This window comes from Pseudomonas sp. Ma2-10 (genome assembly GCF_054330215.1).
Genome location: NZ_JBTEYL010000012.1, coordinates 120,832 through 146,025, shown reverse-complemented (window position 1 = coordinate 146,025; position 25,194 = coordinate 120,832). Strand labels below are relative to the sequence as shown.

At 59.7% G+C, this 25,194-nt stretch carries 19 protein-coding genes and 1 pseudogene; 10 read left to right on the top strand and 10 right to left on the bottom strand.

From position 1 onward, the window contains the following. Position 1: 1 nt before the first annotated feature. The 3 genes from ACXPVS_RS16400 to gpmI all read right to left on the bottom strand — a co-directional run bounded on the left by ACXPVS_RS16400 (position 2) and on the right by gpmI (position 4,314). Positions 2–1,321, bottom strand: coding sequence for a S41 family peptidase (locus ACXPVS_RS16400; protein ID WP_458510864.1), 1,320 nt, complete (start codon positions 1,319–1,321; stop codon positions 2–4). Positions 1,322–1,355: 34 nt separating this feature from the next. Next, entirely contained in the window at positions 1,356–2,648 is a 1,293-nt protein-coding gene (locus tag ACXPVS_RS16395; RefSeq protein ID WP_458510863.1) for a murein hydrolase activator EnvC family protein, read from the bottom strand. A gap of 136 nt (positions 2,649–2,784) precedes the next feature. After that, complete coding sequence (gpmI, locus tag ACXPVS_RS16390) at positions 2,785–4,314, bottom strand: 2,3-bisphosphoglycerate-independent phosphoglycerate mutase (protein ID WP_458510862.1); 1,530 nt, start codon at positions 4,312–4,314, stop codon at positions 2,785–2,787. 153 nt (positions 4,315–4,467) lie between these two features. On the opposite strand from gpmI, the gene ACXPVS_RS16385 reads away from it, so the two are divergent. The 3 genes from ACXPVS_RS16385 to secB are packed head-to-tail and all read left to right on the top strand — an operon-like array spanning position 4,468 to position 5,664. Next, a complete protein-coding gene (locus tag ACXPVS_RS16385; RefSeq protein WP_458510861.1) occupies positions 4,468–4,881 on the top strand; it encodes a rhodanese-like domain-containing protein in 414 nt (137 codons plus the stop codon). Position 4,882: 1 nt separating this feature from the next. Beyond that, positions 4,883–5,137 (top strand): glutaredoxin 3, encoded by a 255-nt coding sequence (grxC, locus tag ACXPVS_RS16380; protein ID WP_458510860.1) that lies wholly within the window; start codon positions 4,883–4,885, stop codon positions 5,135–5,137. 41 nt (positions 5,138–5,178) lie between these two features. Beyond that, positions 5,179–5,664: a protein-export chaperone SecB gene (gene secB, locus ACXPVS_RS16375; protein ID WP_458510859.1), complete on the top strand. Its 486-nt coding sequence runs from the start codon at positions 5,179–5,181 to the stop codon at positions 5,662–5,664. A 97-nt stretch (positions 5,665–5,761) separates the two neighbouring features. Here secB and ACXPVS_RS16370 read toward each other — a convergent pair whose 3' ends face one another. Further along, entirely contained in the window at positions 5,762–6,217 is a 456-nt protein-coding gene (locus tag ACXPVS_RS16370; protein ID WP_458510858.1) for a tRNA (cytidine(34)-2'-O)-methyltransferase, read from the bottom strand. Between ACXPVS_RS16370 and ACXPVS_RS16365 the strand changes: the two genes are divergently transcribed. Further along, positions 6,216–6,656, top strand: coding sequence for a hypothetical protein (locus tag ACXPVS_RS16365; protein ID WP_458510857.1), 441 nt, complete (start codon positions 6,216–6,218; stop codon positions 6,654–6,656). The two genes, ACXPVS_RS16370 and ACXPVS_RS16365, sit on opposite strands and share 2 nt — an antisense overlap. Positions 6,657–6,960: 304 nt before the next feature. On the opposite strand, the gene ntrC is transcribed toward ACXPVS_RS16365, so the two are convergent. From ntrC to glnA, 5 genes and pseudogenes are all read right to left on the bottom strand, one after another. After that, a complete protein-coding gene (gene ntrC, locus ACXPVS_RS16360) occupies positions 6,961–8,397 on the bottom strand; it encodes a nitrogen regulation protein NR(I) (RefSeq protein ID WP_458510856.1) in 1,437 nt (478 codons plus the stop codon). Then, on the bottom strand, positions 8,394–9,479 hold the full coding sequence (gene glnL / locus ACXPVS_RS16355; RefSeq protein ID WP_458510855.1) for a nitrogen regulation protein NR(II): 1,086 nt from the start codon (positions 9,477–9,479) through the stop codon (positions 8,394–8,396). Before glnL ends, ntrC begins: the two co-directional genes overlap by 4 nt. A 236-nt stretch (positions 9,480–9,715) precedes the next feature. Further along, positions 9,716–10,010, bottom strand: a pseudogene (locus ACXPVS_RS16350) (DUF4124 domain-containing protein); the annotation flags it as partial. After that, positions 10,007–10,516 (bottom strand): DUF4124 domain-containing protein, encoded by a 510-nt coding sequence (locus ACXPVS_RS16345; protein ID WP_458510854.1) that lies wholly within the window; start codon positions 10,514–10,516, stop codon positions 10,007–10,009. The pseudogene ACXPVS_RS16350 and the gene ACXPVS_RS16345, both read right to left, overlap by 4 nt. A gap of 125 nt (positions 10,517–10,641) precedes the next feature. Further along, entirely contained in the window at positions 10,642–12,048 is a 1,407-nt protein-coding gene (glnA, locus tag ACXPVS_RS16340; protein WP_140668136.1) for a glutamate--ammonia ligase, read from the bottom strand. Between the two features lie 330 nt (positions 12,049–12,378). Between glnA and thiI the strand changes: the two genes are divergently transcribed. Together thiI and typA are read left to right on the top strand one after the other, a co-directional pair. Beyond that, entirely contained in the window at positions 12,379–13,833 is a 1,455-nt protein-coding gene (gene thiI, locus ACXPVS_RS16335) for a tRNA uracil 4-sulfurtransferase ThiI (RefSeq protein WP_458510853.1), read from the top strand. Positions 13,834–13,972: 139 nt separating this feature from the next. Then, positions 13,973–15,793, top strand: coding sequence for a translational GTPase TypA (gene typA, locus ACXPVS_RS16330; protein WP_458510852.1), 1,821 nt, complete (start codon positions 13,973–13,975; stop codon positions 15,791–15,793). Between the two features lie 75 nt (positions 15,794–15,868). Here typA and ACXPVS_RS16325 read toward each other — a convergent pair whose 3' ends face one another. Then, entirely contained in the window at positions 15,869–16,312 is a 444-nt protein-coding gene (locus ACXPVS_RS16325; RefSeq protein ID WP_458510851.1) for a YkgJ family cysteine cluster protein, read from the bottom strand. Positions 16,313–16,566: 254 nt separating this feature from the next. Here ACXPVS_RS16325 and ACXPVS_RS16320 point away from each other — a divergent pair, with 254 nt between their 5' ends. From ACXPVS_RS16320 to ACXPVS_RS16305, 4 genes are all read left to right on the top strand, one after another. Continuing rightward, positions 16,567–19,017: a glycogen/starch/alpha-glucan phosphorylase gene (locus ACXPVS_RS16320; RefSeq protein ID WP_458510850.1), complete on the top strand. Its 2,451-nt coding sequence runs from the start codon at positions 16,567–16,569 to the stop codon at positions 19,015–19,017. Between the two features lie 102 nt (positions 19,018–19,119). Beyond that, complete coding sequence (locus ACXPVS_RS16315) at positions 19,120–22,653, top strand: DUF2339 domain-containing protein (protein WP_458510849.1); 3,534 nt, start codon at positions 19,120–19,122, stop codon at positions 22,651–22,653. After that, positions 22,650–24,023: a DUF3999 domain-containing protein gene (locus tag ACXPVS_RS16310; RefSeq protein WP_458510848.1), complete on the top strand. Its 1,374-nt coding sequence runs from the start codon at positions 22,650–22,652 to the stop codon at positions 24,021–24,023. Before ACXPVS_RS16315 ends, ACXPVS_RS16310 begins: the two co-directional genes overlap by 4 nt. Positions 24,024–24,182: 159 nt before the next feature. Next, on the top strand, positions 24,183–25,193 hold the full coding sequence (locus tag ACXPVS_RS16305) for a class 1 fructose-bisphosphatase (protein WP_458510847.1): 1,011 nt from the start codon (positions 24,183–24,185) through the stop codon (positions 25,191–25,193). Position 25,194 lies beyond the last annotated feature (1 nt).

The following is a 25,194-nucleotide window of genomic DNA, read 5'->3' as shown; positions in this document are numbered from 1 at the left end:
CTCAGCGGCCGGAGGTGATGTTCAACCCTTTGAGCAAGCTCAAGGCTTGGGCCAATTGGTAGTCGTCATCCTGCGGCATCGCCTTGGCTTTGCCACTGGAGCCGGTCGGTTTGTCGGCGCCGCCGTTGCCATTGCCCAGGTGACCTTGCAGATCGGCTTCCTTGAAGTACTCGCTGTCCTGCTCGTTGGTGATCTTGGCCCTGCGCACTTCGATGTCCGGGACGATGCCCTGAGCCTGGATCGAGCGGCCGTTCGGTGTGTAATACAGCGCTGTGGTGATCTTCAGTGCGCGGTCGTTGTTCAGCGGCAGTACGGTTTGTACCGAGCCTTTGCCGAAACTGGTGGTGCCCATGATCACCGCGCGTTTCTGATCCTGCAGGGCGCCGGCGACAATTTCCGAGGCCGAGGCACTGCCGCCGTTGATCAGTGCGACCATTGGCGCGGCTTCGCTTTCGTCTTTGCCGGTGGCGGAGAAACGCAGTTCGGAGTTGGCAATACGGCCCTTGGTGTAAACGATCAGGCCCTTGGTAATGAAGTGGTCGACCACTTCCACCGCCGCTTGCAGCACGCCGCCCGGGTTGTTTCGCAGATCGAGGATGATCCCTTTGAGCTTCTTGCCGTTGTCCTTGCGCAGCTTGGCCAGGGCTTTAGAGACTTCTTCGCCGGTCTTGACCTGGAACTGGGTGATGCGGATGTAGCCGTAGCCGGACTCCAGCAACTGGCTCTTCACGCTCTTCACTTGAATGATGGCGCGGGCCAGGGTTACGTCGAACGGCGCACCGCCGTCGCGCACCAGGGTCAGGGTGATTTTCTGACCGATCTTGCCGCGCATCTTGTCCACGGCTTCGGTCATGCTCTGGCCGCGGGTCGGCTGCCCGTTGATCTTGACGATGAAGTCGCCGGCCTGAATGCCAGCCTTGGAGGCCGGGGTGTCATCGATCGGCGAAACCACTTTGATGAAACCGTCTTCGGCGCCGACTTCGATGCCCAGGCCGCCGAATTCGCCGCTGGTGCTTTCCTGCAACTCAGCGAAGTCTTCCGGGCCCAGGTAGGCGGAGTGAGGGTCGAGGTTGCTGAGCATGCCTTTGATGGCGTTTTCCAGCAGGGTCTTGTCGTCCACCGGTTCGACATACGCGGCCTTGATCCGATCCATGACCTCGGCAAAGGTGCGCAACTCATCCAGCGGCAATGGCGCCTTGGTGGTCGCAGCAGTGCCGGCAGGCGCGACCGCTGGGGCCGGTTGAGCAGCGAAGGCCAAGGGCGCGCCGCTCAACAGGGCGATCGTCAGGGCCAGCGAGGTAAGGCGGGACAAATGCAGCATGTCGAACGAACTCCTAATGTAGGTGACTCAACGCCTATCCTTGCGCGCGACACCATTGCGCTGGATCACTCGGGTGACCCTGCTGACGAATAGCGAAATACAGCGCTGGTGTGTCCTGCCCGCCACTGTTACCGACAGTGGAGATGGACTCACCGGCTTTTACCACGTCACCGGCCGCCTTGAGCAGCGTCTGGTTGTGACCGTAAAGACTCAAAAAACCGTTGCCGTGGTCGAGAATCACCAGCAGCCCGGCGCCTCGCAACCAGTCGGCGAACACCACGCGACCGCCATGCACAGCGTGCACCTGGCTGCCGGCGGAGGCACTGATCATTACGCCGTCCCACTTGGTGCGGGCGTCGCCGCCACGGGTTTCGCCAAAGCGTGCCAGCAGTCGACCATCAACTGGCCAGGGAAGTTTTCCCCGGCTTGAAGCAAAGGGGCCGCCAAAGGTCTGACCTGAGCTTGATACCAGGGCGCCGGGTGTCGATTTAACGGGTTTGCGTGGGGCATCAGTGACGTCTGCGTCTGCCTGCGCCTCACGTAAACGCTTTTTTTCGGCTTCCTGCTGGGCGATCAGCGCTTTTTTCTGCGCTTGTTCTGCCTCTCGGGCCTGACGGGCCAAGGTTTCTTCAATGGTTTTAAGGACTTTAGACAGGTCTGTCTGATCCTGCTCGCGGGCTGCCAGCTTCTGATCTCGGGCCTTCACGTCGTCGTTGAGCTTGGCCAGGACTTGCTGGCGCTCCTTGCGGACTTTGTCGAGTTCGTCGCGCTGGCTGTCGAGGCTACTTTTCTGCACCAACAATTGCGCCTGTTGCATGGCGATGTTTTTTTCGACATTGGCCAGTTGGCGCAGGGTTTCGTTGAAACTCTTCAGCTGCTCCAGGCGGGCCTGGCTCAGGTAGTCGTAATAAGTGAGGGTGCGGGCGAATTTTTCCGGGTTCTGCTGGTTGAGCAGCAACTTCAGGTACTCCTGACGGCCGTTTTGATAGGCCGCGCGGGCCTGTACGGCAATCAGTCGCTGCTGTTCAATGCGCGCGCTCTGGAGTTTTTTTTTCTCGGTGTCGAGTCGCTGCAGCTCGGCTTCGCTTTTTTTCAGCTCGTTTTGCAGGGCTTCGACCTGCTTCTCAAGCTTGCCCATCTCAGTCTCGGTGCCCTTGAGGTCTTTCTGCACGCCGGATTTTTCTTCCTGCAGTTTGCCCAGCAGTTTTTTCAGCTCGGCAATGTCCTGGCGCGTGGCGTCCAACTGTTGTTGGGTTTGCGCGCGCTCGTCAGCAAAGGCCGGTTGGAGCAGGCATGTCAGAGCAAGGGCTATCAGGACGCGAAGCATAGAGGCGGGCGACACCAGGGAAAGGGACGGCCTAGTATGCCCGCCAAGCGCTGCAAAAAAAACGCCTCAAAGGCAACTGCTTTGAGGCGTTCGTCATAAAAAGCCGTTTCGGGCTATTTATCGGGTGCTTTTGCCATCAGACCAATATCGAAGTGCCCGTCATCTCGGCAGGTTTCTCAAGCCCCATGAGCATCAGCATGGTCGGTGCCACATCTGCCAGCACGCCGCCGTTGCGAACCTTGAAGTCACGCTTGCCGACATAGATGAACGGCACCGGTTCGGTGGTGTGGGCGGTATGCGCCTGGCCGGTGGATTCGTCAGCCATTTGCTCGACGTTGCCGTGGTCGGCAGTGATCAGTGCTTCGCCGCCGACTTTTTCCAGCGCATCGACGATGCGGCCGACACACAGGTCTAGGCATTCAACGGCTTTGACGGCGGCGTCGAACACGCCGCTGTGACCAACCATGTCGCCGTTGGCATAGTTGACCACGATCACGTCGTAACGCTGGTTTTGGATGGCATCGACGATGCGGTCGGTGACTTCCGGGGCGCTCATCTCGGGTTGCAAGTCATAAGTGGCGACTTTTGGCGACGGGATCAGGATGCGTTCTTCGCCCGGGAACGGTTCTTCACGCCCGCCGGAGAAGAAGAAGGTCACGTGGGCATATTTCTCGGTTTCGGCAATGCGCAGTTGGGTCTTGCCGTTTTTCGCCAGGTAGTCGCCCAGCACATTGTCCAGGCTGCCTGCGGCGAAGGCCGATGGCGCGGGGATGCTGGCGGCGTATTGGGTCAGCATGACGAAGCCGGCCAGCTTAGGCTGGCGGGCCCGTTCGAATTCCTTGAAATCGTCCTCGACGAACGCGCGGGTCAGTTCGCGGGCGCGGTCAGCGCGAAAGTTCATGAACACCACGGCATCGCCGTCTTCGACGCGCACCGGCTCACCGATGCAGGTGGCTTTGACGAATTCGTCGCTTTCGCCACGTTCGTACGCCGCTTGCAGACCTTCCTGAGCAGTGGCGGCGTTGAATTCGCTGTTGCCATCGACAATCAGGTTGTAGGCCTGGGACACGCGGTCCCAGCGGTTGTCGCGGTCCATGGCGAAGTAACGGCCGACAATGCTGGCGATCCGGCCTTTGCCGAGGGCCTGAAAGGCCGCATCCAGCAGTTCGATGGACGACTGAGCGCTTTTCGGCGGCGTGTCGCGGCCGTCAAGGAAAGCGTGCAGATAGATTTTTTCAGCGCCACGTTTATAAGCCAGTTCGGCCATGGCAATCAGATGATCCTGGTGGCTGTGAACGCCGCCATCGGACAACAGGCCCATGAAGTGCACCGCTTTGCCGGCAGCGACGGCTTTATCGACAGCGGCGCAGAGGGTCGGGTTCTCGAAGAACTCGCCGTCGCGGATCGATTTGGTCACGCGCGTGAAGTCCTGATACACCACGCGGCCGGCACCGAGGTTCATGTGGCCGACTTCGGAGTTGCCCATCTGGCCCTCCGGGAGGCCGACGTCCATGCCGCTGCCCGAGATCAGGCCGTTCGGCACGGTGGCCCACAGACGGTCCAGCACGGGCTTCTTCGCCGCAAAGATGGCGTTGGAGTCAGGGCTCTCACTGTGACCGAAGCCGTCGAGAATAATCAGGACCAAAGGTTTAGGCGTGGTAGTCATGGATTCCACTCGTGGCTGAGTTAATAGAGGGCGATGGAAAAAGCAGTGGCAGTTTAAAGGCAAGTTCAATCCGCGTCACCGCCGGACGGGGTTTGGCCCACCATAGTGGCTGTGTATACTGGCCGACATTTTAACGCCCTGGAACCTCCTTCGATGGTTGCTCACCTGATTGAATTTGCCACTAACCACTATCTGCTCGTCGGTATCTTCGTCGTACTGCTGGCGTTGCTGATCGCTTATCAAATGCAAGGCGGCGGCCGCAGCCTGAGCACCGGTGAACTGACCGGGCTGGTCAACAAGGACGCAGGCGTTGTGATCGACATTCGTTCGACCAAGGACTTCGCCGCCGGCCACATTGTTGGCGCGTTGAGCATTCCTCACGACAAACTGACCGCTCGCGTCGGCGAACTGAACAAGCACAAGGACAAGACCATCATCCTGGTCGACGCCCAAGGCCAGACTTCCGGCACTCATGCCCGTGAACTGATGAAGTCCGGTTTCACCGCCGCCAAGCTTTCCGGCGGTATTTCCAGCTGGAAAGGCGACAACCTGCCGTTGGTGAAGTGATATGAGCAACGTCGTCGTCTATTCCAGCGATTACTGCCCTTTCTGTTCGCGCGCCAAGTACTTGCTCGAGAACAAAGGCGTGGCCTTCGAAGAGATCAAGGTCGATGGCAAGCCGCAGGTGCGTGCCGCCATGGCTCAGAAGGCCGGACGTACGTCCGTGCCGCAGATCTGGATCGGCAGCACCCACGTAGGTGGTTGTGATGAATTGTTTGCCCTTGAGCGCGCCGGCAAGCTCGACGCCATGCTCAAGGCCTGAATGCCTTCCCTATAAGACCGCAAGATCAGAAAGGATCTGAGATGACTGACCAACAGAACACTGCCGCTAGCGAAGAAGAAACCGCACCGCAATTCTCCTTGCAGCGCATCTACGTACGTGACTTGTCCTTCGAAGCGCCGAAAAGCCCGGCAATCTTCCGCCAGCAGTGGGAACCGAGCGTCGGTCTGGATCTGAACACCCGTCAGACGGCACTGGAAGGCGACTTCCACGAAGTCGTTCTGACCCTGTCCGTCACCGTGAAAAACGGCGACGAAGTGGCGTTCATTGCTGAAGTGCAACAGGCCGGGATCTTCCTGATCAAGAACCTCGACGACGCTTCGATGAGCCACACCCTCGGCGCATTCTGCCCAAATATCCTGTTCCCGTACGCTCGCGAAACCCTGGACAGCCTGGTCACCCGCGGTTCGTTCCCGGCGCTGATGCTGGCCCCGGTGAACTTCGACGCGCTGTACGCACAAGAACTGCAACGCATGCAGGCCTCGGGCGAAACCCCGACGGTGCAATAAGCGTTCGATGCAAAACGAAAAAAGCGCCGTAACAGGCGCTTTTTTCTTGGGCCGCAGATGATCGTTCCCACGCGCGTGGGAACGATCAGTCACGGGGCTACTTGAACCCGAGTTGGCGCCAGCCTTCATACACGGCGACCGCCACGGTGTTCGACAGGTTCAGGCTGCGGCAGCCTTCACGCATCGGCAGGCGCAGGCGCTGTTCGCCGGGCAGGGCGTCGAGTATTTCTGCCGGCAAGCCACGGCTTTCCGGGCCGAACAGGAACGCATCACCCTCGGCGAAGCTGGCATCATGGAACGGCCGCGAGCCCTTGGTGGTGAAGGCGAACAACCGAGGATGACCGAGGCTTTCCAGGCAGCTGGCGAGGTCTGCGTGGCGTTGCAGGGTGGCATACTCGTGGTAATCGAGGCCGGCCCGGCGCAGGCGCTTGTCGTCCATCTCGAAGCCCAGCGGTTCGATCAAATGCAGGTGGCAGCCACTGTTGGCGCACAGCCTGATAACGTTGCCGGTATTCGGCGGAATTTCTGGTTGGAAAAGGATGACGTGAAACATGCACGGCTCCGAAGGTAAAGATGAGCGGCATTCTACGCCTGAAGCTGACCCGCGTTCGAAGCTATTCCCGCGAGTGATGGCGTCGCTGGCGATTGTCGGGGTGATGGTAGGGCTGATGATCGGTCGTCTGACCACGCCCGGCCCCAGTGAATTGCAGCAGGTCGAGGTCACGAGCGATGGGCTGATGGTGTGGTTCAACAACGAGCCCAAGGCTCACGGCGAGTTCGTCGACGGTAGCCTTGGGTTGCTGTTCGAGGCTGAAGGAAAGGCCCAGAACGGTCAGCTCAAAATCAACGACAAGAGCGTGAACTGGCGTGTGCGTTTGAGTGATGGGGGGTTGTTGCTGACGGTGGTGGCGGCCCGGCCACTGCAGGGCGAGTGGGCCGGTAGCGAGGTCGGTGACCGCTGGCGGCTGGAGATCCATCTCCGAGAGCAATAAAAGAGGGGAATCCCCGGCCTGCCTGTACCAAGGCCCCCAAAACTGGGTAGTGAATCGAATCACTGAATGAACTATTGCAGGGGGCGTGCCAGGTTTTTATAGGTTGAAACAAAATGTCGCGCTGAAACGTCGAAAGCCCCGTATTCCGGGGCTTTCGTGTTTTCTCGATAAGGGTTCGATGGTGAGCGCAGGCGGAATCTCGAATCTGTTGCCGTGCGCGATTGCGGTTCACCGTGCATTGCGGCGGTGCACGCAAGGGTGTTGAACGTTCCCACGCAGAGCGTGAGAACGATCGGGTTAAACGTTAACCCTCTTCCCCTTCATCATCATCCCCGGCATCAACCTTCATCCCCAACTCCTTGATTTTGCGCGTCAGGGTATTACGCCCCCAGCCCAGCAAAACAGCAGCATCGCGGCGACGGCCGGCGGTGTGTTTGAGGGCGGTTTCGATCATGATCCGCTCGAACGTCGGTACAGCGCTGTCCAGCAGGTTTGACTGACCACGAGCCAGCGCCTGATCAGCCCACTGACGCAGCGCTTGCTCCCAGTTAGTCACGGGCGCCGAATCCTGCGGCAGGTTCAGCAGCTCCGGCGGCAGGTCGCTGATGTGCACTTCGCGACCCGAAGCCATTACCGTGATCCAGCGGCAGGTATTCTCCAACTGACGTACGTTGCCGCCCCACGGCAGGTTCTTCAGGTATTCCTCGGTTTCGCTTTTCAGCAGCTTCGGCTCCACCGCCAGTTCTTGCCCGGCGCGACTGAGGAAGTGCTTGGCCAGCGTCGGGATGTCTTCGCGACGGTCCGACAACCGTGGAATGTGGATGCGGATCACGTTGAGGCGGTGGAACAAGTCCTCACGGAATTTCCCGGCGTGCACCAGGGTTTCCAGATTCTGGTGAGTCGCGGCGATGATTCGCACATCGACCTTCACTGGCACATGGCCGCCGACGCGGTAGAACTCGCCGTCCGCCAATACCCGCAGCAAGCGGGTCTGGGTGTCTGCCGGCATGTCGCCGATTTCATCGAGAAACAGCGTGCCGCCGTCAGCCTGTTCAAAGCGCCCGCGACGCAGGTTGGCCGCGCCGGTGAACGCACCTTTCTCATGGCCGAACAGCTCGGATTCCATCAGGTCTTTCGGGATGGCCGCCATGTTCAGCGCAATGAACGGCGACGTCGCACGCGGACTGTGACGGTGCAGCGCATGTGCCACCAACTCTTTACCGGTACCGGATTCGCCGTTGATCAGCACAGTGATGTTGGAGTGGCTCAAACGCCCGATGGCGCGAAACACTTCCTGCATCGCCGGTGCTTCACCGATGATTTCCGGGGTGCGGGTCAAGGCGACCGGGACTTCCAGGCCTTGCTGTTCCTGAGCGTGCTGGTTGGCGCGCTTGACCAGGGACACCGCTTCGTCAACGTCGAACGGCTTGGGCAGGTATTCAAACGCGCCGCCCTGATAAGACGCGACAGCGCTGTCCAGATCGGAGTGAGCGGTCATGATGATGACCGGCAGTCGTGGGTGTTGTTCGCGAATCCGCGCCAGAAGGTCCAGACCGCTGGCACCCGGCATGCGGATGTCGGAGATGATCACGTCCGGCTGCTGGCGCGCCAGGCGGCTCATCACGCCATCGGCACTGTCGAAGCTTTGCGTGGTCATGCCTTCTTGCTGCAAGGCTTTTTCCAGGACCCAACGGATAGAACGGTCGTCATCGACGATCCACACGGTTTCACTACGGCTCATGTCGATGTGGCTCCTTGTTCCAGTGGCAAAAAGATCGAGAAGGTGGTGTGGCCTGGATGGCTGTCACATTCGATCAGGCCCTGGTGCTGGCTGATGATGTTCTGGGTTATGGCCAGGCCCAGCCCGGTACCGTCCGGGCGGCCGCTGACCATGGGAAAGAAGATGGTTTCTTGCAAGTCCGCAGGAATGCCCGGGCCGTTGTCGATGATTTCGATCTTGGTCGCCAGGCGGTGGCGCACGTGGCCGATAGTGAACTGGCGCATGGCGCGGGTGCGCAGGCTGATGCGGCCAAGGCGCAGTTCGTTCTGGCTGCTGATGGCCTGCATCGCATTGCGCACGATGTTCAGCACGGCCTGAATCATCTGTTCGCGGTCGATCAACACGTCGGGAATGCTTGGGTCGTAATCGCGCACCAGCGTGATGCAGCCCTGGCTTTCGGCCTCCACCAGATGACAAACGCGTTCCAGAACTTCGTGGACGTTGCACATCGCCAGTGACGGCAGCTTATTGGAGCCGAGCATGCGATCGACCAGATTGCGCAGGCGGTCGGCCTCTTCAATGATCACGTTGGTGTAGTCGCGCAGGCTTTCTTCCGGCAGTTCGCGGGCAAGCAATTGCGCCGCGCCGCGAATCCCGCCGAGAGGGTTCTTTATTTCGTGAGCGAGGCCGCGCACCAGCATCTTGCTGGTTTCCTGCTTCGACAGTTGCGCTTCTTCCTTGGTGATTCGCAGCAGGCGGTCACGGGGGTGGACTTCCAGCAGCAACATCGTGTCGCCGTTGGCGAGGATCGGTGTTACCGCGTAGTCGACGGTCAGCGTCTGGCCGGTGAGGGCGGTGAGCATCGCTTCGCGCTTGGTGAACGGATGTGCCTGCTCGACCGCCTGGCGCAGGGCGTTCAGCGCCTCGGTAGATTCGGTGAACAACTCGCTGATGAACTGCCCATGGCTACGCTGACCACTGATGGCCAGGAGCATCTCCGCCGCCGGGTTCATGTACTCAAGGCGCAGTTCGGCGTCGAGCAGAATGGTTGCGGTGGTCAGGTTGTCGAGTAGCAATCGATGCAGTGCGTCACTAATGGTCATCAGGACCTCTTTTGGAGCAGGGCATGCGTGTGAATAACGCGCCGATACGTGGAAACTGCAAAAACCAAACCAAGGCTCCGAAAAGAAGCGTTCAAGGCCTGAAACGGGCGTTTGACGCTCGTTTGCGTGGCGTTATGCCAGCCTTGGCGAGTACTTTCGAACCAAAATGGGTTGGAATGTGGGTACGGTGCAGTCAATTGCACCAATATAGTGCACAAGCCTGTGCGGCGTTAGAAGATGCGCAGCATGTGGAGCGGCTGGTTGGCTGTGCGCTCAACGATGCGGCGTTGCTCGTCGAGGATTCCGCTGAGAGATTATGGCTGCCGCGATCGATGTTGCTCCGGGCGAACGCCGGGTTCAGACCGGGCGCTGCGGTGGGTTGGCCGTCAAGTAGCAGCGAGTGGCGGTGACTGCGTTGCCGGAGCCCGGCTGGTCGGTGTAGGTCCGATTGCCCTGGGCGTCGACGTAGGTGAGCACCTCGGCCGTCACCGGCAGGGTGATCAGGCAGGTCATCAGCAGCCACAGCCTCACGGCTTGTGCACCCGTTGGACGGTGAACGTCACGGTGGGACTTTGTTGAACAATGTTTTCCCCGTCGATCACCTGCACCGCGAGGCTGTGTGTGCCGCGATCAATATTGACCAGTTGCAGGATCGGCACGTTGCTCGGCTGGCCATAAGGTTGATCGTCCAGCAACAGCCTGAACAGATGAGGGCCTTGCAGGCGGGGGTTGATCAGCACGTTGACGGTGAAGGTGCCGTTGTTGGCACGCAGTGCTTCGGTGGTGGGTAAGTGGGTCAGCTGCAGCCCCTCGTACGCGCTGTGCGGCTGTTCGCGGCGGGTGGCTTCGACAGATGGCGCAGAAGGGGCTAGGGGTTCAGCTCTGTTGAGCGGCGGCAACTCGACCGGCTGAGCCTTCACGCCATCGGGCGGTTGATTGCTGTAGGCAGTGTTGCCGTCGGCGTCGGTGTATTTATAGATCTGCGCGGCGGCGGGCAGGGCGATCAACAGCAACATCAGTAGAAAACCACGACCCATAAAATCGACCCGATACGAAAGCATTGGGGTGCAGCATAGGTCAGGGCATAAAACGGCGCCCACAAAAAAGGCCTCCCAAAAGGAGGCCTCTTTTTGTCACGCCGCGTGCAGCTGGCGCTACCGGATCAGCAGCTGTAGTACAGCTCGTATTCCAGTGGGTGTACGAAGGTACGTACTTTGATTTCTTCTTCGCTTTTCAGGGCGATGTAAGCGTCGATGAAATCGTCGCTGAAAACGCCGCCTTTGGTCAGGAACGCACGACCTTTGTCCAGCTCTTCCAGGGCTTCTTTCAGGCTGCCGCAAACTTGTGGGATCTCTTTCGCCTCTTCAGGCGGCAGGTCGTACAGGTTTTTGTCAGCAGCATCGCCAGGGTGGATCTTGTTCTGGATACCGTCCAGGCCGGCCATTACCAAGGCTGCGAAAGCCAGGTACGGGTTGGCTGCTGGATCCGGGAAGCGGGCTTCGATACGGCGAGCGCGAGGGCTGGACACGTAAGGAATACGGATCGAAGCGGAACGGTTACGCGCCGAGTAGGCCAGCATGACCGGCGCTTCGAAACCTGGGACCAGACGCTTGTAGGAGTTGGTCGACGGGTTGGTGAAGCCGTTCAGTGCTTTACCGTGCTTGATGATGCCGCCGATGAAGTACAGGGCGGTGTCGGACAGGCCGGCATAGCCTTCGCCAGCGAAGGTGTTCTTGCCATCTTTGGCGATGGACAGGTGAACGTGCATACCCGAACCGTTGTCGCCGTACAGCGGCTTAGGCATGAAGGTCGCGGTGCGGCCGTAAGCCACAGCTACGTTGTGCACGCAGTATTTCAGGGTCTGAACTTCGTCAGCCTTGGCCACCAGGGTGTTGAACTTCACACCGATTTCGTTCTGGCCGGCAGTCGCCACTTCGTGGTGGTGAACTTCGATGACCAGGCCCATTTCTTCCATGGCGTTGCACATGGAGGTACGGATTTCGTGGTCGTGGTCGAACGGAGGAACCGGGAAGTAGCCGCCTTTGATACCTGGACGGTGGCCGTGGTTGCCGCCTTCGATGTCCTGGTCGGACATCCACGAACCCTGTTCGGAGAAGATTTTGAACATCGAGCCGGAGATGTCCGACTTGAATTTCACCTGATCAAAGATGAAGAACTCAGGCTCCGGGCCAACGAAAACGGTGTCGCCGATACCGGTCGACTTCAGGTATTCCTCAGCACGCTTGGCGATCGCACGTGGGTCGCGATCGTAGCCTTGCATGGTCGAAGGCTCGATGACGTCACACACGATGATCAGCGTTGGGTCTTCGGTGAACGGATCGAGAACGGCAGTGCTGTCGTCTGGCAGCAGGATCATGTCGGAAGCTTCGATGCCCTTCCAGCCTGCGATGGAGGAACCGTCGAACATTTTGCCTTCTTCGAAGAAAGCGTCATCCAGCGCGTCGCGAGCCGGCATGGTCACGTGGTGCTGAGTGCCTTTGGTGTCCGTGAAGCGCAGATCAATCCATTTGACGTCATGATCTTTGATGAGTTGAACCGACTTCGACATAGTGTCCTCCGGGTGGCTTCGGGCTTAGTAGTGGATGCCCTTGGAATGTGGGTGATGCCGGCGCGAATACTCTGCCAAGGCAACCTGCCTCACAAGGGAGCAAATTGCATGCCAGTGCCCCACCATGGGTTTTTTGCCCCAATTTCACGCTTATAAAGATGCAAAGCGTAGTAAAGGCGGAAATAGCGCCCCGTAATGTAGCGTCAAACTCAACAAATGACCTGTTTTGGTGCGCGCAAAACCTTCTGCACATTAACTGGTTAAACCTTGAGCAATTTCCGCTATAATCCGCGCCCCCCTTTTTCGGCTGGCCCAGCGCGCGCTGTTTTCATGAAACTAATCGTAAAAGTCTTCCCCGAGATCACCATCAAGAGCCGCCCGGTACGGATGCGTTTCATCCGCCAGTTGGCCAAAAACATCCGTACCGTGCTCCGCGACCTGGACCCGGCTGTGGTGGTGAACGGTGTGTGGGACAATCTCGAGCTTGAAACGCGCATCGCTGAGCCCAAAGCCCTGAAGGAGATGACCGAGCGCCTGAGCTGCATGCCGGGCATCGCGCATTTCCTGCAAGTCGACGAATACCCGCTGGGTGACTTCGACGACATCGTCGCCAAGTGCAAGCAGCACTTCGGTGATGCGTTGGCCGGGAAGATTTTTTCGGTGCGCTGCAAGCGTGCCGGCAAGCACGAATTCAGCTCGATGGACGTCGAGAAATACGTCGGCAGCCAGCTGCGTCGTCAGTGCGGCGCCGCCGGGATCTCGCTGAAAGACCCGGAAATCGAAGTTCGCCTCGAAATTCGCGACAAACGGTTGTTCGTGATCCACAGCCAGCACAACAGCATCGGCGGATATCCGCTGGGTGCCTTGGAACAGACGCTTGTGCTGATGTCCGGCGGCTTCGATTCCACCGTCGCCGCTTACCAGATCATGCGCCGCGGGCTGATGAGCCATTTCTGCTTCTTCAATCTGGGCGGACGAGCCCATGAACTGGGCGTTATGGAAGTCGCGCACTTCATCTGGAAGAAGTACGGCAGCTCCCAACGCGTGTTATTTGTGAGTGTGCCGTTCGAGGAAGTACTGGGAGAAATTCTCGGTAAAGTCGATAACAGTCATATGGGCGTAGTTTTGAAGCGTATGATGTTGCGCGCTGCTTCCCGTATTGCCGATCGGCTGGACATCGATGCGCTGGTCACCGGTGAAGCGATTTCCCAGGTGTCGAGCCAGACGCTGCCGAACCTGTCCGTGATCGACCGCGTGACCGACAAGCTGGTCTTGCGTCCGCTGATCGCCAGTCACAAGCAGGACATCATCGACCTGGCCAACGAAATCGGCACTGCCGATTTCGCCAAGCACATGCCGGAATACTGCGGGGTCATCTCGGTGAACCCCAAGACCCACGCCAAGCGTCCACGCGTGGAGTACGAAGAACAACAGTTCGACATGGCAGTGCTTGAGCGTGCGCTCGAGAACGCCAAACTGGTGCCGATCGATCGCGTGATCGACGAATTGGGCCAGGACTTGCAGATCGAAGAAGTCAGTGAAGCGCTGGCTGGTCAGATCGTCATCGACATCCGTCATCCGGATGCCGCTGAAGACGACCCGCTGGGCCTCGTTGGCATTGAGGTACAAACGATGCCGTTTTATGCATTGAACGCTCGTTTCAAGGAACTGGACCCTACTCGCCAGTACCTGCTGTATTGCGACAAAGGCGTGATGAGTCGCCTGCATGCCCACCATTTGCTCAGTGAGGGGCATGCCAATGTGCGCGTTTATCGACCGAGCTAAGAGCCCGGGGCTGTATGCCTGTGGCCTGCGTCACCGGCCCCCCGACTCTGCCGTCAAGCTGTAACGGCAAGGCCTGACTCTACTGTAAATCGCTGCCAAGACTTGTCAGCACACCGAATCCTCTGATCGAGATACACAAGTGATCGAAAATCTACGCAACATCGCCATCATTGCTCACGTTGACCATGGTAAGACCACCCTGGTAGACAAACTCTTGCGTCAATCCGGCACCCTGGAGCGCAACGAGCTCAACGACGAGCGCGTGATGGACTCCAACGACCAGGAGAAAGAGCGCGGTATTACCATTCTGGCGAAAAACACCGCCATCAACTGGAACGGCTACCACATCAACATCGTGGACACCCCGGGCCACGCCGACTTCGGCGGCGAAGTTGAACGCGTAATGTCGATGGTTGACTCCGTTCTGCTGCTGGTTGACGCTCAAGACGGCCCTATGCCGCAAACCCGTTTCGTGACCAAGAAGGCTTTCGAAGCCGGCCTGCGTCCAATCGTGGTTATCAACAAGGTTGACCGTCCAGGCGCACGTCCGGACTGGGTTCTGGACCAGATCTTCGACCTGTTCGACAACCTCGGTGCTACCGAAGAACAGCTGGACTTCAAAGTCGTCTACGCCTCGGCCCTGAACGGCATTGCCGGTCTGGAACACACCGACATGGCTGAAGACATGACCCCGCTGTACCAGTCGATCGTCGACAACGTACCTGCGCCGAAAGTTGACCGTGACGGTCCGTTCCAGATGCAAATCTCGGCACTGGACTACAACAGCTTCCTGGGCATCATCGGCGTTGGCCGTATCGCTCGTGGTCGCGTCAAGCCGAACACCCAGGTTGTGGCGATCGATGCCGACGGCAAGCGCCGTAACGGCCGTATCCTGAAGCTGATGGGTCACCACGGTCTGCACCGCGTTGACGTTGAAGAAGCAGCTGCCGGCGACATCGTCTGCATCAGCGGCTTCGATTCGCTGTTCATCTCCGACACTCTGTGCGACCCACTGAACGTCGAAGCGATGAAGCCGCTGACCGTTGACGAACCAACCGTTTCGATGACCTTCCAGGTTAACGACTCGCCGTTCTGCGGTCGTGAAGGCAAGTTCGTCACCAGCCGTAACATCAAAGAGCGTCTGGACAAAGAACTGCTCTACAACGTTGCCCTGCGCGTTGAAGAAGGCGACACCGCCGACAAGTTCAAAGTCTCCGGCCGTGGTGAACTGCACCTCTCGGTACTGATCGAAACCATGCGTCGCGAAGGCTTCGAAATGGGTGTTGGTCGTCCGGAAGTGATCATCCGCATGGTTGACGGCGTCAAGCACGAACCGTACGAAAACGTGACCATCGACCTGCCAGAAGAATCGCAAGGTGCGATCATGGAACAGATCGGTATCCGTAAGGGCGACCTGACCAACATGGTTCCGGATGGCAAGGGCCGTGTGCGCCTTGAGTACAACATCCCGGCTCGTGGCTTGATCGGTTTCCGTAACGAGTTCCTGACCCTGACCTCCGGTGCAGGCATCCTGACCTCGATCTTCGACCGTTACGACGTGATGAAGTCCGGCGACATGTCCGGCCGTCAGAACGGCGTGCTGGTTTCGGTGGCTACCGGTAAGGCGCTGACTTACTCGCTGGAAACCCTGCAAGCGCGTGGCAAATTGTTCCTGGGTCACGGTGAAGACGTGTACGAAGGTCAAATCGTCGGCATCAACAGCCGCGACAACGACCTGGGCGTTAACCCAACCAAAGGCAAGAAGCTCGACAACATGCGTGCCTCGGGTAAAGACGAAACCATCGCTCTGGTTCCGCCTATCCGCTTCACGCTGGAGCAGGCTCTGGAATTCGTTCAAGAAGACGAATTGTGCGAAGTCACTCCTAAGTCCATCCGTCTTCGTAAGAAGATCCTGGGCGAAAGCGAGCGTACCCGCGCGGCCAAGAAAAGCGGCAACTGAGTTTCGACTTAGTTAGCGCTTAAAAAAACGCCCCCGACCGCAAGGTCGGGGGCGTTTTTGTTTGTCTGGGGTGTGTTAAAACTTCTCGAGGGGGCGACGGCTGGCGCTGGTCTCGCGCGCCACTTCTTTGGGCTTATACGCGCAATACCCCGGCCGCGGCCCGATTTTCGGGTGGTTGCGGCAAGTATCCGGGCGCTTTTCATAAATAGTGCACAGACGGCTCTTACGATCCAGGTACAGGCAATCGTTGTTGCTCATGCGCTGAAGGGTGAAGATCTCGGACTTCTGGTTGTAACGCTCGACGATCCCTTCCTTCTGCAGGCGCTTGGCGATGTTCTTCGGCGGCTCACCGCGCTCGAATTCATCGACGATGCCGATACGGATCAGATCCTTGATCTTGACCTCGACCGGCAGCGTGCAGCAGCTGGAAACGCACGAACCACACATCGGGGCGGAGTACTTGGCCCAGGTATCGAGGCGATCGATCTCCGCGGCGGCGATCAGGTTGGACTTCATCATCGGTTGTTACCAGCGTGCATCAGGGCGCGCGATCATACCGGGACTGGTGAATTTTTGAACAACCTTTCGCCAGATTTTTTCGTGTACTGCCCAATAACACCGGTATTGCGGCACGGGCCCTGCATTCTTTCCGGTACATGGCGTTGTAATATCGATCTATCTCGCACTATCAGGAAAAACTGCCGAACCAGAGCTCCAGCGGCCTGTCAGACCGTCTAGGCTCAACTACTCCACGCTCGCTCGAGGTCCTATCAATGACTCAAGAACCACTTGTTCGTGAAGCAGAGGTGGCCGCATTTCGCGACGCCGTCTTGACCAAACTCACCTACGCGGTGGGCAAAGACCCGGACCACGCCTTCGACCACGACTGGTTCGAAGCCATTGCCCTGGCGGCGCGCGATCACATGGTCGAGCACTGGATGGATCACACCCGGCAGATTTACCGTAAAGGTCAAAAGCGGGTTTATTACCTCTCCCTCGAATTTCTGATCGGCCGTCTGCTCTACGACAGCTTGAGCAACCTTGGCCTGTTGGACGTGGCCCGCGAGGCCCTGACTGAGCTCGGCGTCGACCTTGAACGCATTCGCCTGCTGGAACCCGACGCTGCGCTGGGCAACGGCGGCCTCGGTCGTCTGGCCGCGTGCTTCATGGAAAGCATGTCGACCCTGGGCATTGCCGGCCACGGTTACGGCATCCGTTATGAACACGGCTTGTTCCGCCAGGCCATTGTCGACGGCTGGCAGCAGGAACAGACCGAACACTGGCTGGATTTCGGTAACCCTTGGGAGTTCGAACGACCAGAGGTTGTTTACCCGATCGGCTTTGGCGGCAGCGTCGAAACCGTCACCGACGAAACCGGCAAGTCCAGGCAAGTCTGGACCCCGGCGGAAACCGTTCGCGCGATTGCGTATGACACGCCGGTTGTCGGTTGGCGTGGGGCGAGCGTCAACACGCTGCGCCTGTGGCGCGCCCGGGCCATGGAAGATTTGCACCTTGAACGCTTCAACGCCGGCGACCACTTGGGCGCTGTGGCAGAAGTCGCGCGGGCCGAAAGTATTTCCCGGGTGCTCTACCCGGCGGACAGCACCGAAGCCGGCCAGGAACTGCGTCTGCGTCAGGAGTACTTCTTCGTGGCCGCGTCCTTGCAGGACTTGCTGCGTCGTCATCGCAACATGCACACCTCGGTCCTGACCCTGGGCGATCATGCCGCGATCCAGCTCAACGATACCCACCCCTCGATTGCCGTGGCCGAACTGATGCGGCAACTGGTCGATGTCTATGACGTCGCGTGGGATGCGGCATGGCAGGTCACCGTCGATACGCTGTCCTACACCAACCACACGCTGCTGCCGGAAGCGCTGGAAACCTGGCCGGTCGGTTTGATGGAACGGATGCTGCCGCGGCACATGCAGATCATTTACTTGATCAACGCCCAGCACATCGATTCGCTGCGGGCCAAGGGTATCCATGACTTCGAGGTGCTGCGCGCGGTGTCGCTGATCGAGGAAGACAACGGTCGCCGCGTGCGCATGGGCAACCTCGCGTTCCTTGGCTCCCATAGCGTCAATGGCGTGTCCGGGCTGCACACGCAACTGATGCGAAAAACGGTGTTTTCCGAACTGCACAAAATTTACCCGGACCGGATCAATAACAAGACCAACGGCATCACCTTCCGCCGCTGGCTCTACCAGGCCAACCCGGAGCTGACCTCGATGATGGTCGACGCCCTCGGTCCGGATCTGCTGGACAACGCCGAAGAGCGTTTGCTCGAGCTGGAACCGTTTGCCGAGAAAGCTGCGTTCCGCAAAGCCTTCGCCGAGCAGCGCCTGCACAGCAAGAAAGCCTTGGCATACATCATTCACGAGCGACTCGGCATTGCGGTCAACCCGGCGGCGATGTTCGACGTGCAGGTCAAACGGATCCACGAATACAAACGTCAGTTGCTCAACCTGTTGCACACCGTTGCGCTGTATCAGGCCATTCGCGCCGAGCCGGAAATCGATTGGGTGCCGCGGGTGAAGATCTTCGCCGGCAAGGCCGCGGCCAGTTATCACCAGGCCAAGCTGATCATCAAACTGACCAACGACATCGCCCGGGTGGTGAACAACGACCCGACCGTGCGTGGTTTGCTGAAAGTGGTGTTCTTGCCCAACTACAACGTCAGTCTGGCGGAGAGCATCATTCCGGCAGCGGATTTGTCGGAGCAGATTTCCACCGCGGGCTTCGAAGCCTCGGGTACCAGCAACATGAAGTTCGGCCTCAACGGCGCGCTGACCATCGGTACCCTGGACGGGGCCAACGTGGAGATGTGCGAACGCATCGGCGCCGAACACATGTTCATCTTCGGCCTCAGCGCTCAGCAAGTTGAAGCGCGCAAGCAGAACCATGAGTTCAATGCGACGCCCGATATTGCGGCATCCCACCGGCTTAATGATGTGCTTCAAGCGATACGCGGTGGGGTGTTTTCGCCGGATGATCCTTCCCGTTACACAGGATTGATCGATTCGCTGATCGACTACGATCGCTTCCTGGTCTGCGCCGATTTCGACTCTTACTGGGACGCGCAGATGCGGGTAGAAGCCCATTGGCATGATTCGGAGGCATGGTGGCGTTCGGCGGTGTTGAGCACTTCCCGGATGGGCTGGTTCTCGTCCGACCGGACTATTCGCGAGTACGCCACGGAAATCTGGAAAGCTTTGGAGTAACTTTCAGCAATAATTGCGAGCAAGGCCCGACGATGGTTGGGTCTGGCCGATATACTGCGCGTCAGTTTGCCAGATTGGCTGCTGCGCTTAGGGATATCGACCATGCAATGGATGTTCATGCTGATTGGGCTGGTGCTGGGCGGGATACTCGACGAGTCGTTCAGCGATGCGCTGCTGGGCGCGCTGCTCGGGTTGGGTATTGGCCAGGCCATTCGCGTTGGCCGTTTGGGTTCACACGCTGACGAGCAGCATCGGCTGCTTGAGCAGGCGCAGGCGGCGCTGAAGGCGGTCGAGCAACGTCTGGCATTGCTGGAGGTGTCAGGCGTCAAGGCGTCGCACATCAGCGATCCAAATGCCAGCGAAGCTGCTGCGGCTCCTGAATTCATTCTCGACGAAATCCCTGTCCAAGCCCCGGAGCTGATCTGGGAACTCCCTCCCGAAGTGGAACCGATTACCGCGGTCGCCGGCGAGCCGCAACAACCTGCCATCCCGCGTGGCCCGAATTTCATCGAGCGCGCGATCAGTGGCGCACGCAACTGGCTGTTGGGTGGCAACACTGTGCTACGGGTCGGTGTGGTGCTGTTGTTTCTTGGCCTGGCCTTCCTGCTGCGGTACGCCACCGAAGGCATGGTGGTGCCGATCGAGTTGCGTTACGCCGGTGTTGCGGCGGCGGCATTGGGTCTTCTGGGGCTGGGTTGGTGGCTTAGAACACGCAACAGCCATTACGCGTTGATGCTGCAAGGCACCGGGATCGCGGTGTTGTACCTGACCGTGTTTGCCGCGATGCGCCTGCATCCGCTGCTTGATCCCGCGGCGGCGTTAGGCCTGCTGGTCGCGGTGACCGTGTTCTCGGCGATTCTTGCCATCACCCAGGACGCTCTGGGCCTCGCCGCCGCTGCGGCACTTGGCGGTTTCGCCGCGCCGATCCTGACCTCCACCGGCGCCGGCAATCATGTCGCGCTGTTCAGTTACTTCGCCTTGCTCAACGCCGGCATCCTCGCCATCGCCTGGTTCAAGGCTTGGCGCCTGCTCAACCTGATCGGTTTCGTCGGCACCTTCGGCATCGGTGTCGCCTGGGGCCTGCGTGCCTATACCCCGGAACTGTTATGGAGCACCGAGCCGTTCCTGATGGTGTTTTTCCTGATGTACCTGGCCATTGGTCTGCTGTTCGCCCGGCGCAAGTTGCTGGAAATGGGCAACGCGCCCGAGGACGGCAGCCGTGAAGCGCTGCTGCGCTGGTCGGCGCGCAAGGGCGATTACGTCGACGGCACGATGTTGTTCGGTCCTCCGTTGGTGGGCTTCGGCTTGCAGTTCGCACTGGTTCAGCATCTCGAGTTTGCCGCAGCCTTCAGCGCGTTGGCGTTGGGCATGATTTACATGGCCCTGGCGCGGCTGCTGATGGGTGGACGAGCGTTGCTGTTGGCGGAAACCTGCCTGGCGCTGGGGGTGATCTTCGCCAGCCTGGCGATTCCGTTGGGGCTCGATGCGCGCTGGACGGCTGCGGCCTGGGCCGTCGAAGGCGCCGGCATTTTCTGGCTCGGCCTGCGTCAGCAACGACCGCTGGCCCGGGCCTTTGCCTTGCTGCTGCAACTGGGCTCGGCGCTGGCCTTTCTCAGTGAACTGCGAATCGGCGAAAGCAGCCTGCTCAACGGTGCGCCGCTCGGCGCGTTGATGCTGGGCGTGGCGTTGTTGTTCAGCTTCTACCAGTTGCGCAAAGCCTTGCCCGAGCAAGCGTCGGAATGGGAGCGCAAAGGGTTGCCGGTATTGGCTTGCCTCGGTCTGACCTTCCTTTATCTGCTGGCGCCGTTGTTCTTCTTCACTCACGGTACGGCGATCAGTTGGGCGTTGGCGGGATTGGCGACGTTGTTCGTTGGCTTGCGTCTGCAATCGCGCACGTTCCTGTTCACCGCGTTCGCCGTACAGTTGCTCGGTGGTGTGTTGTTCCTGCTGCGGCTGCAGGGCTCGAGCGGTGAGTCCGGCGCCGTTTTCAGCGCGGGGTGGAGCGGCCTGCTGAGCGCGTCGTTGATCGGCCTGGCGCTGATCGCCGGCATGTTGCTGGCGGCGCGCGATGAGATGGTCCGTAGCGACGTGCGATTGCTGCGCGGCTTGTCGGTGGTGTTGCTCGCCGGTCTGGTGTTGATCAATCTGGCGGTGCTGTTCGTCCTGCCTTGGCAAACGGCGAGTGCGGTATGGGCGGCCAGCGGTTTGTTCATCATCTGGCTGAGCCTGTACCTGAAGCAGCGCGTGAGTTTTGTCTTCGGTTTGCTGTTGCAGGTCATCGGTGGCGCGGCGTTCCTGATGGTCGGGCCTGATGTGCTCGGACCGCTTGCGAGCGAAGGATTGAAGCCTCTGGCTCATAGCGGTTTCTGGACACCGCTGGTGTTGGGTTTGGCGGCGATGGTTGGCGCCTGGCGTTTGCAGCTCGGCAACCCTGCCTCGGCCTTCGATGTGCTGGGCTTGCAGCGTTTGTCCGAACTGCTGTTGGTATGGGGCGCGGGTTGGTGGGCGCTGGCGTGGGTCAGTGAAGTGCTGCGCTTCGCACCGTTGAATCTGCAAGCGACGTTGTTGCTGGCCGTTGCGGCGCTGAGCGTTTCGCTGTGGACGGTGTTGGCGCTGCGCCTGAAATGGACGTCGCTGGGCTTGCTCTGCACCTTGCTGATGCCTGCAGCCGGTTGGGTGTTGCTGGCTGCGTGGCACTCGCGTTATCACCCAGCGGCCAATGTCGGTTGGCTGGTATGGGCGGCCGTGTTCGTTGTGCATTTCATCTCCTTGCGGCGTTTGGCGCCGATGTTGCCGCAGCGTGCCCTGAGCGCGGCTCATGTACTCGGCTGCTGGCTATTGATCGGTGTGCTGGCCCTGGAACTGCGTTACGGCCTGTTGCTGTTGTCCGAGCAGTACAACGCTTGGCGCTGGTTGGGGTGGGCGATGCTGCCGAGCCTGTATCTGGTGCTGATGGCAGCAACCCGTGCCTGGCCATGGCCGGTGTCTGCTTATTCGCGCGAATACCGTGTGTACGCGGCGGCACCGCTGGCGTTGCTGATGCTCGGCTGGTTCTGGCTGGCGAACGTCGTCAGCGACGGCACCGCCGAGCCATTGCCTTACGTGCCGCTGGTCAACCCGCTGGAGTTGGGTCTGCTGTTTGCGCTGTTCGGCGTTTACGTGTGGTCCCGCAGCGCCGTGAGGCAACTGGCGATTCGCAAGGACTACTGTGATCGCGCCACGCAACTGATCGCTGGCGTCTCGCTGTTTGTGTTCTTCACGGCGCTGGTGATGCGCACGGCCCACCATTGGGGCGGTGTGCCGTTCGAGCTGGAGGCGTTGCTCGAATCCATGCGGGTGCAGGCCGGTCTGTCCATCGTCTGGACCTTGATGGCCCTGAGTCTGATGATCGGCGGCCATCGGCGTCATCGCCGTGAAGTCTGGCTGATCGGTGCGGCGCTGATCGGCGTGGTGGTGGTCAAACTGTTCTTTGTCGAATTGAGTAACCGCGGCGGACTCGCCCGGATCGTCTCGTTTATCGGCGTTGGCGTGTTGCTGTTGGTGGTGGGCTATTTCGCCCCGTTACCGCCCAAGCGCGTCGAGACTGTGCCGGAGGCTGAAAAACCGGCCCCGCAAACTGAAGGAGTGTCGTCTTGAGTCAGAAGCTGAACCGTGTCTGGTTGGGCGCTGTTGCGCTGGGTATGGCGCTGTCGGCCAGTGCTCAGGAAAAATTGGCGGACTTCGCCACACAGGTGCCGTTGTCGGTCAGCGGCGAAGGTCCGTGGTATCGCCTCGAATTGCCGTTGAGCGTGCAATTGAATGCGCGGCAGACCGATCTCAACGATGTGCGCGTGTTCAATGCCGCCGGTGAGGCTCAGGCGTACTCCTTGGCGCGCGCGACCGCGCAGACCCGCGAAACCCCCACCCTGACTGACGTGACGTGGTTCCCCTTGTACAACTCGGCGGATTCCACAGAGCACGCACCGAGCGTGCGGGTGCAATCGAGCGCCAACGGCACGCTGGTCGAAGTGCAGCCGTCCAGTCAACTGGAGGCGGGCGAAGAAATGCTGCGTGGCTGGTTGCTCGACGCCAGCAGCATCAAAGCACCCTTGCAGCAGTTGATCCTCGACTGGACCAGCGAACGCGATGGCTTTCAGCGTTTCACCATCGAGGCCAGCGACGACTTGCAACACTGGCAGTCGTGGGGCGAAGGGCAGATGGCGCGCCTGACGTTCGCCGATGAGCGAGTCGAGCAACATGAAGTCGCCTTGCCGGGTCAGTCGGCCCGTTACCTGCGATTGCTATGGAGCACGCCGCAATCGGCACCGACGTTGACCTCGGCGCAATTGCAAAGCGCCAAGACCCGCAGCCTGCCACTACCGCTTATCTGGTCGCAACCGCTGGCAGGCAGCAGCGTAAAGGCCGGGGAATACACCTGGCAATTACCCATGGGGCTGAATGTCGAGCGTTTGCAAGTCGAGTTGAGTCAGCCCAACAGTTTGGCGCCCGTGACCTTGTCCGGTCGACGCGAAAGCAGCCTGCCGTGGCAGGCGCTGAGCAGTGGTTTGCTCTACCGCCTGACCCAGAGTGGCCAGGACGTGGTGCAGAACGAATTGCAACTGTCGGGGCAAACCGTGCAGCAGTTGAAGCTGACGGTGGACGAGCGCGGCGGCGGTCTGGGTGCCGAGGCGCCGACGGTGCGATTCGCCATGCGCTCCATTCAACTGGTGTTCCTGGCGCGCGGAGCGGGGCCTTATACGCTCGCGCTGGGAAATGCCACGGTGAAGGCAGCGAACCTGCCGCTGTCGACGTTGATTCCGGATTACAGCGCTGCAAAGTTGGCGACGTTGGGCAAGGCAACGGTGGAGCGCGGGGCGGTGGTCGCGTCGGCGTCGACCGAGACAACGGCTGCGACGACGGACACCAACTGGAAGACGTTCGGGTTGTGGGCGGTGTTGCTGCTCAGTGTTTTGTTTCTGGCCTCGATGGCGTTCAGTCTGTTGCGCAAGCCGCCAGTCAAGCCTTGAAACGGGCAGCAACGCCCTGTGCACATCCGGGCGGTTTCGAACTACGCTCAACCGGGCGCATGAACTCTATTGGGGGTAACACGTCTGATAGGAGGAAATGCGCCCCGACTCGCGTTAAACTGCGCGGGTTTTTAGCCCCCCATTCCACCGGAGCCTTCCATGTCTCGCGTTACCCTGAGTCGCTATTTGATTGAGCAGACCCGCAGCAACAACACCCCTGCCGATCTGCGTTTCCTGATTGAAGTGGTGGCGCGCGCCTGCAAGGAAATCAGCCACGCCGTGTCCAAAGGCGCCCTCGGTGGTGTTCTGGGCAGCATGGGCACCGAAAACGTCCAAGGCGAGGTGCAGAAGAAACTCGACGTGATCTCCAACGAGATCCTGCTCGAAGCCAACGAATGGGGCGGTCACCTGGCCGGCATGGCGTCCGAAGAAATGGACAATGCCTACCAGATCCCGGGCAAATACCCGAAAGGCGCGTACCTGTTGGTATTCGACCCACTGGACGGCTCGTCGAACATCGATATCAACGCACCGGTCGGTACTATCTTCTCGGTGTTGCGTTGCCCGAGCGAATACCTGAGCCAGAATGAAGCCTTGAACGAAAAGGCCTTCTTGCAGCCGGGCACCGAGCAGGTAGCCGCCGGTTATGCCATCTACGGCCCGCAGACCATGTTGGTGCTGACCTTGGGCGACGGCGTAAAAGGCTTCACCCTGGACCGCGAAATGGGCAGCTTCGTCCTGACCCACGAAGACATCACGATCCCGACCTCTACGCAGGAGTTCGCGATCAACGCGTCGAATCAGCGGCACTGGGAAGCTCCGGTACAACGCTACGTCGGCGAATTGCTGGCTGGCGAAGAAGGCCCGTTGAAAAAGAACTACAACATGCGCTGGGTCGCCGCGATGGTCGCGGACGTGCACCGCATCCTGACCCGTGGTGGTCTGTTCATGTACCCACGCGACAGCCGCGAACCTTCCAAACCGGGCAAGCTGCGTCTGATGTACGAAGCCAACCCTATGTCGTTCCTGGTTGAGCAGGCTGGCGGCGCTTCCACCGATGGCCATCAGCGCATCCTCGACATCAAGCCTGACGGCTTGCACCAGCGTGTCGCCGTGTTCCTCGGTTCGAAAGAAGAAGTTGAACGCGTCACGGCTTACCACAAGGAATAAA